Origin of the sequence: Serratia sp. 14-2641 (genome assembly GCF_001692375.1) — a bacterium.
Lineage (GTDB): Bacteria > Pseudomonadota > Gammaproteobacteria > Enterobacterales > Enterobacteriaceae > Chania > Chania fonticola_C.
In genome coordinates this window covers 121202-134247 of record NZ_LXKR01000028.1, presented here as the reverse complement: position 1 = coordinate 134247, position 13046 = coordinate 121202, and the positions used below count along the sequence as shown (strand labels likewise).

Sequence of the window (13046 nt, the reverse complement as noted above, 5' to 3'; positions counted from 1 at the left end):
CCTTCCACTAAGGGGAGGGTTTAGGCTGCGGATCTTAAGCTTTCGATCACTGAGAAAAGGGAACCAGCGATGTTACGCCGTGATTTTATCAAACTGACCGCCGCAATAGGTGCCGCAAGCGCCTTGCCATTATGGAGCCGTGCCGCCTGGGCAGCCGATCGCCCAGCCTTGCCGATCCCACCGATTTTGACGCCAGATGCGCAAGGAAAGATCGCGTTGGCGCTGCAAACCGGTGAGATGAACTGGTTGCCTAACATGGCTACCCGCACCTGGGGGATCAACGGTGCGTTGCTTGGCCCAGCGGTCCGTTTGCAACGGGGTAAGCCGGTGACGGTGGATATCAGTAATAAACTGCCAGAGGCCAGCACGGTACACTGGCACGGTTTAGAGATCCCCGGCAATGTCGACGGTGGCCCACAAGCCTTGATCCAACCAGGCACCACCCGCACGGTGAGTTTCACTGCCGATCAGCCAGCGTCTACCTGCTGGTTCCATCCTCATACGCATGGCAAGACTGGCCAGCAGGTGATGATGGGATTGGGCGGATTGGTGCTGCTGGAAGATGAAGAAAGCAGCCAACTGCCCTTGCCGAAAACCTGGGGAACAGATGATATTCCCGTGATCCTGCAAGATAAGCGCCTGGGCAAAGACGGCCAAATCGAATATCAATTGGACATCATGAGCGCGGCCGTGGGTTGGTTTGGTGACCGTATGTTCACCAACGGTGCTGCCTATCCGCAACACATCGCGCCACGCGGCTGGCTGCGTCTGCGTTTCCTGAACGGCTGTAACGCCCGCTCGCTTAACCTGTCCACCAGCGACAATCGCCCATTATACGTGATTGCCAGTGACGGTGGCTTCCTGGGCGAACCGGTGAAACTGACCGAACTTCCGATGCTGATGGGCGAGCGCTTTGAAGTGTTGGTCGATGCCTCCGATGGCAAACCGTTCGATATCGTTACCTTACCGGTGAAGCAGATGGGCATGACGCTGGCCCCGTTCGACCAGCCGCTGCCGGTATTGCATATTCAGCCATCGCTGGCGCTGGGCGTGAAATCCATGCCGGACAGCCTGGTGAAATTGCCTGCGCTGCCATCGCTGGCCGGGGTGCAGGAACGCTGGTTGCAACTGATGATGGATCCTAAGCTGGATATGCTGGGGATGCAGGCTCTGATGGATCGCTATGGTCACCAGGCGATGGCTGGGATGAGCATGGATCACGGCAATGCCGCTGGCAACATGGCAGGTATGGACCACGGCAACATGGCGGGAATGGACCACAGCAAGATGGATCATGGCAGCAAGCCGTTTGATTTCAGCCATGCCAACACCATCAATGGCAAAGCCTTCGATATGACCAAGCCCGCGTTTGAGGCCAAGCGTGGCAAATACGAGAAATGGACCATTTCCGGCGAAGGCGACATGATGCTGCACCCGTTCCATATCCATGGCACCCAGTTCCGCATTCTGTCGGAAAACGGCAAGCCACCGGCGGCCCACCGGGCAGGATGGAAAGATACGGTGCTGGTAGAAGGTTGGCGCAGCGAAGTGCTGGTGCGCTTCAATCATCTGGCCAGTGCCGATCAGGCCTATATGGCCCACTGCCACCTGCTGGAACATGAAGATACAGGGATGATGCTAGGCTTTACCGTAGCCGATTAAATTATCCCAGGCTGCGGCTAACCACGCCGCAGCGTGTAAAGTGGTGACGCGCTCGCGTCGCCACCGCCCGCCAGCTATGCTAAACTCTGCGCCCTTCTTCCGGCAACTGACCTGAAAACTATGAAACACACTGTAGAAGTAATGATTTCCGAGCAGGAAGTTAAGACCCGTATTGCTGAACTTGGCCGCCAGATCACCGAAGACTACCGCGATAGCGGCAGTGACATGGTGCTGGTCGGGTTGCTGCGTGGCTCTTTCATGTTTATGGCCGATCTGTGCCGCACCATTGAGGTGCCGCATGAGGTCGATTTTATGACCGCTTCCAGCTACGGCAGCGGCATGTCTACCACCCGCGACGTGAAAATCCTCAAAGATCTGGATGAAGACATCCGTGGTAAAGACGTATTGATCGTCGAAGACATCATCGATTCCGGCAATACCCTGAACAAGGTGCGCGAGATCCTGGCGTTGCGTGGGCCGAAGTCTTTGGCGATTTGTACGCTGCTGGACAAGCCTGAGCGCCGTGAAGTTGAAGTACCGGTGGAATATGTCGGCTTCCCGATCCCGGACGAGTTCGTGGTGGGTTATGGCATCGATTACGCCCAGCGTTATCGCCATCTGCCTTACATCGGCAAAGTGGTGATGCTGGACGAATAATCCGGCCGGGGGGCAGCAGGGCGCTGACCCCCTATACCCGTCGTCTTTCAAGCTGCAGCGTTGTTACCTGCACTTACCCACCCCAGTCACTTACAATAGTAAGCTCCTGGTGATGAGTAAGCTTGTCGCCTAGCTGCAGCTTGAAATCCATAGGGTATATAAGGCGCTAGAACAGGCCTTTCTCTTGCTTGAGTGTGGCTATCGCTTTGCGGTAGCCCATCTCCAGGCTCTCACGGCTGGTGGCGGTGACTTCCAGATCGTGCAGACGACCGTCCTGGATCCCGTACACCCAACCGTGGACCATCACTTTCTGGCCGCGTTTCCAGGCCGACTGCATGATGGTTGAGTGCCCCAGGTTATACACCTGCTCAATCACGTTGATCTCGCACAGTACGTCCAGACGTTGTTCCGGTTCCAACTCGCCGAGCAGGGAACTGTGCTTGTACCACAGATCGCGAATGTGCAGCAGCCAGTTGTTGATCAACCCCAGTTCCGGGTTCTCTACTGCCGCTTCTACCCCACCGCAGCCCAGGTGACCACAGATGATAATATGTTCGACTTCCAGCACGTCGACGGCATATTGCACCACTGACAGGCAGTTCAAATCGGTGTGGATCACCAGATTGGCGACGTTACGGTGAACGAACAGCTCACCCGGCTCCAGGCCGGTCAGGCGCTCGGCGGGCACGCGGCTGTCTGAGCAGCCGATCCACAAGAATCGCGGTTTTTGCGCTTGAGCCAAACGTTCAAAGAAGCCAGGATCTTCCTTGTTGATGTTAGCGGACCAGGCTTGGTTGTTGGCGATAAGCCTTTCGATTTCTTGCATGGCGGTTATTGGCCTGTTATGAACGAATTGCGTTGATGTAATATATGGCAAGCGTCACAATTTGGAAATCGGAACAGTTAAGCAATTTTCTGCCCTATGGATATGCGCACGGATTCAACTCGGTAATCGGGCCGCTGATGATAAACTCCCTCTTAGACAAGTTCGGCAGCCAACTCCATCACAAGGTACTCTCATAACTTATGAATTATGCACTGGAAATAGCGCAGCTGACCAAAACCTACGCGGGTGGCGTCAAGGCATTGCGCGGTATCAATCTGAACGTGGAGGCAGGGGACTTTTATGCCCTGCTGGGGCCGAACGGCGCCGGGAAATCCACCACCATCGGCATTATCAGTTCGCTGGTCAACAAGACGGCGGGCACGGTGCGAGTGTTTGGTTACGATATCGATAAGGATATCGTTAACGCCAAGCGTCAGCTCGGGCTGGTGCCGCAGGAATTCAACTTTAACCCGTTTGAAACCGTGCTGCAGATTGTGGTCAACCAGGCGGGATATTATGGCGTGGAACGCCGCGAGGCGATGGCGCGGGCAGAAAAGTACCTCAATCAGCTCGATCTCTGGGGTAAACGTAACGAGCGGGCGCGTATGCTGTCTGGCGGGATGAAACGCCGCCTGATGATTGCCCGTGCGCTGATGCATCAACCCAAACTGCTGATCCTCGACGAACCGACTGCCGGGGTGGATATCGAACTGCGTCGCTCGATGTGGGGCTTCCTCAAAGAGCTGAACGCCCAGGGCACCACCATTATCCTGACTACGCACTATCTGGAGGAAGCAGAAATGCTGTGCCGCAATATCGGCATCATCCAGAACGGTGAGCTGGTAGAAAACACCTCGATGAAGGGGCTGTTGGCCAAGCTGAAGTCCGAAACCTTCATCCTCGATCTGGCGGCAAAAAGCCCATTGCCCCATCTTGAGGGTTACCACAGCCGTTTGACGGACACCTCCACGCTGGAAGTGGAAGTGATGCGTGAGCAAGGTCTGAACGGTCTGTTCACCCAACTGAGCGCGCAGGGGATCCAGGTCCTGAGTATGCGTAACAAGGCCAACCGGCTGGAAGAGCTGTTCGTCAACCTGGTGAACGGCAATGGAGAACAAGCATGATGCATTTGTATTGGGTGGCCTTGAAAAGCATCTGGGCCAAAGAGATCAACCGCTTCGCCCGCATCTGGATCCAGACGCTGGTACCGCCAGTGATCACCATGACCTTGTATTTCATCATCTTTGGCAACCTGATTGGGTCGCGTATTGGTGAGATGCACGGTTTTGATTATATGCAGTTTATCGTGCCGGGCCTGATCATGATGGCGGTGATCACCAACTCTTACGCCAACGTGGCGGCGTCGTTCTTCAGTGCCAAGTTCCAGCGCAATATTGAAGAGCTGCTGGTGGCACCAGTGCCGACGCACGTGGTGATTGCCGGTTATGTTGGCGGTGGCGTGGCGCGTGGTATCTGTGTGGGGATCCTGGTGACAGTGATCTCGCTGTTCTTCGTTCCCCTGGTAGTCCATTCCTGGTGGGTGATCGCGGTGACGCTGCTATTGACGGCGATCCTGTTCTCGCTAGGCGGTTTGCTTAATGCCGTGTTTGCCAACACATTCGACGATATCAGCCTGATCCCGACCTTTGTGCTGACGCCGCTAACCTATCTGGGCGGGGTATTTTACTCGCTGACGCTGTTACCACCGTTCTGGCAGGCGGTCTCCAAGCTGAATCCGATCGTCTACATGATCAGCGGTTTCCGCTTCGGTTTTCTGGGCATTTCCGACGTGCCGTTAGCGCTGACCATGCTGGTGCTGGTGGCGTTCATTGCGGTGTTCTACGGGTTGGCCTGGTATCTGATTGAGCGTGGCCGCGGCTTGCGTTCATGATGTCATTTCCCTCCCCCCGTTGCCGGGGGAGGGAGTTTATTGATTTAGCACATACATCACTTAAATCCATAGAATTAAGGTAATAAGCCCTTTCTCCCGGCGATTTAAATCGTGCTATGCTGGCGCTCCACATTTTCTTCATTTTTTCATGACGCACTCGTAAGCAGAACAAACCATGCAGCCTCAACATAAGATAGCAGCAGGGCTACTCGGCATTGTTATGTCGTTGTTGGCACCGGCGGCGTTGGCGGATTTGCTGTCAGAAGACAGCGCTATTCAAGCCCAATACATGGAAGTGCAGCGTAACAGCGAGGTTTATTCGTTGATCGGTGAGCATGTGATCCCGGTCGGTGAAGTGAAAAAAGGGCAACTGATCCAGATGTTCCCGGCGGATGCGGAATATTACGAGCTTAAGTTTGGCTACGGCACCGGCTTTATCGATAAAAACGACGTTCGCGCCATCAGCAAAACCCGTAAGGTGAAGGACGATCTGGGGGATCTGAATAAACCGCTGACCAATCAGAATCTGATCACCCAGCGTGCAATTAACGTCTATACGGCGGCGGATAACAAAAGTGAAATCTTTGGCGTACTGGAAGAGAACCTGCGCTATCCGATTATCGGCAAGCTGAAAGATCGGCTGAATAATACCTGGTATGAGGTCAATATCGGCGATCGTCTGGGATTTGTCAGCGAGTTGGACTGCGAAGTCGACAACGGCATTCCGGTGCTGACCTATCATCACCTGCTGAAAAACGAAGAGAACAAACGTTTCCGTAATACCTCAACCACCACCTCGGACGTGGCCTTCAGCAACCAGATGACCTATTTGAAGCAGACGGGTTATGACACCATCTCGATGTATCAGCTGGAAGCCTACCTGAATAATCAGATCAACCTGCCGGGCAAAGTGGTGGTGCTGACCTTTGATGATGGGTTGAAGTCGGTTTATCGCTATGCCTATCCGGTACTGAAGGATTACGGTTTCCGCGCTACGGCGTTTATCATCTCTTCGCGTATCAAACGTCATCCGCAGAAATGGAATCCGGATTCGCTGCAGTTTATGAGCATTTCAGAGCTGAAAGAGATCCAGGATGTGTTTGATATCCAGTCACACACCCATTTCCTACATCGTACCGATGGCAACCGTCGGCCGATCCTGCTCAGCCGTTCACTGCACAATATCGAATTCGACTTTGAGCGCTCAAGACGGGCGTTAGAGCAGTTTAATCCGCATGTGCTGTACCTTTCCTATCCATTTGGTGGTTATAACCAAAAGGCGATCCAGGCGGCAAAAGATGCCGGGCTGCATTTGGCCGTGACCACGGTGCAGGGGAAAGTGAAGCCGGGTGATAATCCTTATACTTTGAAACGGCTGTATATCCTGCGCACTGACTCCATCCCCACCATGGCGGAGCGGATAGCCAACAAGCCTGGTGCGTTACCGGGTGTGACGGTAACAGAATAGAGAGAAGACGGGCGCTGAAAGCGCCCGATTTTTTAGGCAACCTGAACGGGGACGGCTTTTGCCTTGCGTTGCAGGTGGTTGTCACCTTCGAAGTAGGCGACTTTAGGGTGGTGCTGGCGGGCATCGGCGTCGCTCATCTGCACGTAAGAACAGATGATCAGTTTGTCACCCACACAGGCACAGCGGGCGGCCGCACCGTTGACCGAGATAATGCGCGAACCGCGTTCGGCGGCGATGGCATAGGTGGAGAAACGTTGGCCGTTATCCACGTTGTAAATATCAATCGCTTCGTATTCCAAGATCCCGGCGGCTTCCAGAAAATCCTGGTCAATGGCGCAGGAACCTTCGTAGTGCAGGTCAGCCTGAGTCACTTTCACCCGATGCAGCTTGCCTTGCAACATAGTACGTATCATAGCGTTACCTAACTGAATATCGGCCTTTTCAGGCGGCTGAAGAAGAACTGCTTCCTTGCACTATTTATCGTCACCGAAAACCCGGCCAGTCTACTGCCAACCGGGTAAGAACGACAACGACTGTATAATAAATGGCTTACTGCGTCAGATCGACCTGCTGATTATCGATCAGGCGAGCTTTACCCAACCAGGAGGCCATCAGCACCACGGCCCGGCGGCTTTCTACGCCCAACGGTTGCAGCGTGTCTGCATCGCGAATAAACAGCTCGTCTGGGGTGAAACCTGCTGCGCGCAGCTTTTCGGCCGTCTGCGCCAGCAACTCTTCAATGTGGCGTTCGCCGTTGCTGAGCTGCTCTGCCAGGGCGTTCATGATTTTGCTCAACTGTGGCGCGATCTTGCGTTCTTCTGCGGTGAGATAGCCGTTGCGAGAGCTTAGCGCTAGCCCGTCTTTGGCCCGCACCGTCGGCACGCCAACGATATCAATGTCATAGCCCATATCCGCCACCATCTTGCGGATTAACGCCAACTGCTGATAGTCCTTCTCGCCAAAGCAGGCCAGATCTGGCTGGATCAGATTGAACAGTTTGCTGACGATGGTGGAGACACCGCGGAAGTGGCCCGGACGGCTGGCGCCTTCCAGCATGGTGGAGATCACCGGTACATCAACGCTGGTGTGCTCTTCCAGCCCTTTGGGGTAAATTTCGGCCGGGGCAGGGGCGAAGATCAACTCGACATTACGGCGATTGAGCTTTTCACAGTCTTCCTGCAAGGTGCGCGGATAGCGCTCCAGATCGTCTGCACGTTCGAACTGCAGCGGGTTAACGAAAATGCTCACTACCACCACGTCGGCACGGGCGCGGGCTTCTTCCACCAGCGTCATATGGCCTTCATGCAGATTGCCCATGGTGGGCACCAGCGCAACGCGCTTGCCTTCTTGCCGCCAGCGGCGGATCTGTTGGCGCAGCAGTGGCAGGGTTTCGATAATTACCATTCCATAACTCCTCGGTGTTGAGGGATAAACTAGTTAGCTATCAATCGTGGCCGGTCACTCAGTTGAACGAGTGCTCTTCGTCGGGATAAATACCTTGCTCGACTTCCCGAATATACAGCTGCACGGCGCCGCGAATATCGCCGCCCTGCGCCAGAAAGTTTTTGGCAAATTTAGGGGTATGGCCGCCGGTGATCCCCAAGGCGTCATGCATCACCAGGATCTGGCCATCGGTAGCATTGCCGGCACCAATACCGATCACCGGGATCGACAAGGCTTCAGTAACCTGGCGGGCCAGTTCGGTCGGTACGCACTCCAGCACCAGCAGTTGCATACCGGCCAGCTCCAGATTCTGGGCGTCGATCAGCAGTTGCTTGGCCGCCAACTCATCGCGCCCCTGCACCTTGTAGCCGCCAAATACATTGACGGATTGTGGCGTGAGGCCAAGATGGCCACAGACGGGGACGGCGCGCTCCGTGAGCATTTTCACCGTTTCGCAGAGCCAACTGCCGCCTTCTATTTTGACCATGTTGGCCCCAGCGCGCATCACCTCGGCCGCGCTTTGGCAGGCTTGCTCTGGCGTGGCGTAACTCATGAAAGGCAGGTCGGCCAACAGCAGGCTGGCTGGTGCCCCACGGCGTACCGCGCGGGTATGGTAAGCCACGTCGGCCACGGTTACCGGCAGCGTTGAGTCATGCCCTTGCAGCGTCATCCCCAGCGAGTCGCCGACCAGCAATACTTTAATACCTTGTTCTTCAAACAGCTGGGCAAAGCTGGCATCGTAGGCGGTAATAGTCGCAAACTTGCGCTGCTCCTGCTTCCACTGGCGTAAATGGCTCACGGTGGTAGGTTTCATCACGACGTCTCCTGAAATATCCGCGCAGCCTGGATCCGTAGCACGGTGGTAAAAAGTGTTGTCATTCTACTGTAACCCTTCAGGGGTGGGTAGCTCCGATGCTGATGGTTAAGATGTTCTTAAGAAGCTTATGATGTAATGGTCTGTCTAGAGGGAGAGCCCATGAGAATTCTGTTGATTGAAGACGATAAACTGATCGGTGATGGCATCAAGGCGGGCTTGACCAAGCTGGGGTTTAACCTCGACTGGTTCACCGATGGCATCGTCGGTAAGAATGCCCTGGACAGTGCACCTTATGATGCGGTGATCCTCGATCTCAGCTTGCCAGGGTTGGACGGGTTGGATTTGCTGCGCCAGTGGCGTCAGGCCGGGCAGGATGTGCCGGTGCTGATCCTGACCGCGCGTGACGCGTTGGAACAGCGTGTCAACGGGTTGCAGAGCGGAGCCGATGATTACCTGTGCAAGCCTTTTTCCCTGACGGAGGTTGCCGCGCGTTTACAGGCGTTGATCCGCCGCCGCCATGGGCAACTGACGCCCCAACTGGTCCACGGCAACCTGGTGTTTGATGCCGCATCCCGCAGCGTGAGCTGCAACGGTGAGCCCGTGACGCTGACCCCGCGCGAACTGGCGGTGCTGGAACTGTTTCTGCACAACAAGGGGCGCGTGCTGGCACGGCCGCTGATCCAGGAAAAACTGTATAACTGGGATGATGATGTGAGCAGTAACGCGGTTGAGGTTCATATCCATCATCTGCGGCGCAAGCTGGGTAACGGCTTTATCCGCACCGTACATGGCGTGGGCTACACGTTGGGGGATGAGCCGTGAAGTCATTGAGTTTGCGGTTGCGACTGATCCTGATCTTCAGCCTGCTGGCATTGCTGACCTGGTCCTCCGCCAGCGTAGTGGCGTGGATGATGACGCGTCACAATATCAACGAAGTGTTCGACACCCAACAGATGCTGTTTGCCAAACGGCTGGCGACTGCCGATCTGGGGGATTTACTGGCTAATCAGCAAGTGCGCAGTCTGCCGAAAACCAAGAAGATGCTGAATCACGGTAAACGCGGAGAGCAGGACGATGATGCGTTGGCGTTCGCCATCTTTTCCCACGATGGACGCATGCTGCTCAATGACGGTGAGAACGGTGAGGATTTTCAGTTTGACGGCGAGCGGCAAGGGTTTGTCGATGGTCAACGCAAAGGAGATAGCGACAGCTGGCGGTTGCTATGGCTCACGAGCCCGGATGGACGTTACCGCATTGTGGTCGGCCAGGAATGGGATTATCGGCATGATATGGCGTTGGGGTTGGTGATGGGGCAGTTGCTGCCCTGGCTGGTGACGTTGCCGATCCTGATGTTGTTGATTGCACTGATGGTAGGCCGCGAGCTAAGACCGTTGCGTGAGGTGGCCGCCAGCCTGCGTAAACGAGCCCCAGACGACGCTACGCCGCTGAATGTACACCAGGTACCTAGCGAGGTGCGTCCGCTGGTCGAGGCGCTGAATACGCTGTTTACGCGCATTAATAGCCTGTTGGTGCGTGAGCGTCGGTTTACTTCGGATGCTGCCCATGAGTTGCGCAGCCCATTGGCCGCATTGCGGGTACAGACCGAGGTGGTGCAACTGGCGGGAGACGATGTGCCCATGCGTGAACATGCGGTGAACAACCTGACGCTAGGTATCGATCGAGCCACGCGCCTGGTGGATCAACTGCTCACCTTGTCCCGGCTGGACTCGCTCGCCGATTTGCACGATCTGGCCTTGGTCGACTGGTGCCAATTGGTGCCGATGACCCTGGCGGAGCTGGATCGACAGGCGCATACCTCCGGGATCACACTGCGTTACCAGCAGCAGGGCGAACCTCCTGCATTATCGGGCCAGCCGCTGCTGTTATCGCTGTTGGTACGCAATCTGGTGGACAATGCGGTACGTTACACTCCGGCCGGTGGCACGGTTACGGTCACGCTTAGCCAGCGGCAACTGACGGTGGAGGACGATGGTCCTGGCGTCACGGCTGAGCATCTGGAAAGACTGGGGGAGCGCTTTTATCGCCCACCGGGGCAAGAACAGACGGGAAGCGGGCTGGGCTTGTCTATTGTGCAGCGGATTGCCAGCCTGCATGGGCTACGTGTTAGCTTTGCCAATCGGCAGGAGGGTGGGTTTATCGCAACAATAACCTTGTCTGGGAACGGTATTCAAGCCTTGGGCTGATGCCACAGCGTCATGCCGTTTTTTGGCACACGTTGCAGGCATTCTGCCAGCGTTTCACCATCTGGGAAGACCAGATCCGGAGCGATATCCGCCAGCGGGTAGAGCATAAATTCACGTTGTTTCAGGCCATAATGGGGCACGGTGAGACGATCGGTGTCGATCACCAGATCGCCGTACAGCATCATATCCAGATCCAGCGTGCGAGGGCCCCAGCGTTCATCTTTGCGCACCCGGCCCTGATTACGTTCTATCGCCTGGGTGTGATCGAGCAGCTGTTCCGGTGGCAACTGGGTATCCAGTGCCACCACCGCGTTGAGATAATCCGGCTGGTTCTGTGGCCCCAGCGGTTTGGTACGGTACAGCGGCGAACAAGCGATCAGACGGGTGCGTGGAATATGCTCCAACGCCTCCAACGCGGTATTCACCTGTTGCAAAGGTTGCGCCAGATTGCTACCCAGCGCGATATAAACGCGGATCATTATGCTCCTTCGTTATTTGGAGACCTGCGGCGTGGGCGGCGTTGACGAGCCCGACGCGGTGCCGGATCTTCGCCTAGCGTGCTCAACATGTTTTTCTGGCGGGCCGCGGTGGCCACCTGGAACTCATCCCACCATTCGGCAAGACGCAGCATCTCCGGGTTGTTTTCCACTTCGGCACGCAGTGCCAGCAAATCATACGCCGCGCGGAATTTAGGGTGTTCCATCAGCTTGTGCGCACGCTTGCCCTGACGACGGGACAGGCGTAACTGCAGTTGCCAGATGTCACGTACCAGTGTAGTGATTCGTTTGGGGATTGCCAGTGAACGGCACTCTTCGTCCAGCACGTCGTTCATGGCCAGCGCAAAGGCGTCGTAATAGGCCAGGCCGCTTTCCTGCGCCAGTTTCTGTGCGTGCTCCAGCAGTGGGTACCACAGCATGGCGGCAAACAGGAACGCCGGGTTGACGCGCTTGTCGTTTTGCAGGCGGTGATCGGTATTTTTCAATACCTGCTCCAGAATGCGCTCCATCGGCGTGTCGTGATTCGGCGTGAAGTTGCGCGCGATCAATGGGAACAGCGGCTGGAACAGCTGATATTCACACAGCTTCAGGTAGGTCTGGTAACCGTAACCCGTTTGCAGCAGCTTCAGCGCCTCTTCAAACAGGCGTGCAGGTGGGATTTCGTGCAGCAGCGAGGCCAGGCGTGGAATAGGCTCGGCGGTTTCTTCGCTGATGGTCATATCCAGCTTGGCGGCAAAGCGCACCGCGCGCAGCATCCGCACCGGATCTTCGCGGTAGCGGGTTTCCGGATCGCCGATCAGGCGGATCACGCCCTGTTGCAGATCGCGCAAGCCACCGACGTAATCACGCAGGGCAAAGTCGGCTACGCCGTAATACAGGCTGTTGATGGTGAAATCACGGCGCTGGGCATCGTCTTCGATGGTACCGAAGATGTTATCGCGCAGCAGCATGCCGTTCTGGGCCTGCTGGGAGGAGTTCTTGTCAGATTCCTGACTCTGTTCGTGGTGGCCACGGAAGGTGGCGACTTCGATGATTTCCGGCCCGAACATCACGTGCGCCAGCCTGAAACGGCGGCCGACCAGGCGGCAGTTGCGGAACAGTTTGCGCACCTGCTCTGGAGTGGCGTTAGTGGTAATGTCGAAATCTTTCGGCTTTTTGCCGAGCAACAGATCGCGTACACCGCCGCCGACCAGATAGGCTTCGTAGCCGGATTTATTCAGGCGATACAGCACTTTCAGCGCATTTTCGCTGATATCTTTGCGCGAGATCGCATGTTGATCGCGGGGGATAACGGTCATTGAGCGCGTTCCCTCTGCGGCTACAAATGGCGGGCGTTTACGCGGCGCTGGACGGCGGGCAGGTGTCTCCCTGCCGCTCTCGGTGGAGCGCGGTGGCGTTGTGGCTAACGGTTCTGCAGGCGCGCTTTCTTCGCGGACTTGGTTTTTATCGCTGGCCGGCGCATCTTCGCGGGTCAACTTGTCATCGCGGATTAGTACCTTACGGCAGAAATTGGCTACTCGGGTAAAAATGGTACACCTCGATAGTGACGGATAAAAATGGCGCTAACAAAAAAATAGCGGC

At 56.0% G+C, this 13046-nt stretch carries 13 protein-coding genes; 7 read left to right on the top strand and 6 right to left on the bottom strand.

The genetic code is table 11. The features are described from left to right. The first annotated feature begins 69 nt into the window (after positions 1-69). Both cueO and hpt read left to right on the top strand, forming a co-directional pair. Positions 70-1662, top strand: a complete 1593-nt coding sequence (gene cueO, locus A6U95_RS11115; protein ID WP_065684530.1) for a multicopper oxidase CueO — start codon at positions 70-72, stop codon at positions 1660-1662. Between the two features lie 120 nt (positions 1663-1782). Beyond that, the gene (hpt, locus tag A6U95_RS11110) at positions 1783-2319 is read left to right on the top strand and encodes a hypoxanthine phosphoribosyltransferase (RefSeq protein WP_071681992.1); all 537 of its coding nucleotides are present in this window, start codon (positions 1783-1785) and stop codon (positions 2317-2319) included. A gap of 166 nt (positions 2320-2485) precedes the next feature. Here the strand turns inward: hpt and can are convergent, their stop codons facing one another. Further along, positions 2486-3145 (bottom strand): carbonate dehydratase, encoded by a 660-nt coding sequence (gene can, locus A6U95_RS11105; protein WP_021179730.1) that lies wholly within the window; start codon positions 3143-3145, stop codon positions 2486-2488. Positions 3146-3345: 200 nt separating this feature from the next. Between can and A6U95_RS11100 the strand changes: the two genes are divergently transcribed. From A6U95_RS11100 to A6U95_RS11090, 3 genes are all read left to right on the top strand, one after another. Beyond that, positions 3346-4269, top strand: coding sequence for an ABC transporter ATP-binding protein (locus A6U95_RS11100; protein ID WP_024484343.1), 924 nt, complete (start codon positions 3346-3348; stop codon positions 4267-4269). After that, the gene (locus A6U95_RS11095; protein ID WP_024484344.1) at positions 4266-5036 is read left to right on the top strand and encodes an ABC transporter permease; all 771 of its coding nucleotides are present in this window, start codon (positions 4266-4268) and stop codon (positions 5034-5036) included. The genes A6U95_RS11100 and A6U95_RS11095 overlap by 4 nt, the downstream gene beginning before the upstream one ends. Positions 5037-5211: 175 nt before the next feature. Then, complete coding sequence (locus A6U95_RS11090; RefSeq protein WP_065684529.1) at positions 5212-6504, top strand: polysaccharide deacetylase family protein; 1293 nt, start codon at positions 5212-5214, stop codon at positions 6502-6504. A gap of 32 nt (positions 6505-6536) precedes the next feature. Here A6U95_RS11090 and panD read toward each other — a convergent pair whose 3' ends face one another. The 3 genes from panD to panB all read right to left on the bottom strand — a co-directional run bounded on the left by panD (position 6537) and on the right by panB (position 8761). Then, the gene (gene panD / locus A6U95_RS11085; RefSeq protein WP_024484346.1) at positions 6537-6917 is read right to left on the bottom strand and encodes an aspartate 1-decarboxylase; all 381 of its coding nucleotides are present in this window, start codon (positions 6915-6917) and stop codon (positions 6537-6539) included. Positions 6918-7053: 136 nt separating this feature from the next. Beyond that, entirely contained in the window at positions 7054-7908 is an 855-nt protein-coding gene (panC, locus tag A6U95_RS11080; RefSeq protein WP_065684528.1) for a pantoate--beta-alanine ligase, read from the bottom strand. Between the two features lie 58 nt (positions 7909-7966). Next, a complete protein-coding gene (gene panB, locus A6U95_RS11075; RefSeq protein ID WP_065684527.1) occupies positions 7967-8761 on the bottom strand; it encodes a 3-methyl-2-oxobutanoate hydroxymethyltransferase in 795 nt (264 codons plus the stop codon). 162 nt (positions 8762-8923) lie between these two features. Between panB and qseB the strand changes: the two genes are divergently transcribed. Continuing rightward, entirely contained in the window at positions 8924-9586 is a 663-nt protein-coding gene (gene qseB, locus A6U95_RS11070) for a quorum sensing response regulator transcription factor QseB (protein ID WP_065684526.1), read from the top strand. Next, the gene (gene qseC, locus A6U95_RS11065; protein ID WP_065684525.1) at positions 9583-10968 is read left to right on the top strand and encodes a quorum sensing histidine kinase QseC; all 1386 of its coding nucleotides are present in this window, start codon (positions 9583-9585) and stop codon (positions 10966-10968) included. Before qseB ends, qseC begins: the two co-directional genes overlap by 4 nt. Here the strand turns inward: qseC and folK are convergent. Beyond that, positions 10953-11447, bottom strand: a complete 495-nt coding sequence (gene folK / locus A6U95_RS11060; protein WP_024528318.1) for a 2-amino-4-hydroxy-6-hydroxymethyldihydropteridine diphosphokinase — start codon at positions 11445-11447, stop codon at positions 10953-10955. The two genes, qseC and folK, sit on opposite strands and share 16 nt — an antisense overlap. Beyond that, positions 11447-12994: a polynucleotide adenylyltransferase PcnB gene (pcnB, locus tag A6U95_RS11055; protein ID WP_071681985.1), complete on the bottom strand. Its 1548-nt coding sequence runs from the start codon at positions 12992-12994 to the stop codon at positions 11447-11449. Before pcnB ends, folK begins: the two co-directional genes overlap by 1 nt. Positions 12995-13046 lie beyond the last annotated feature (52 nt).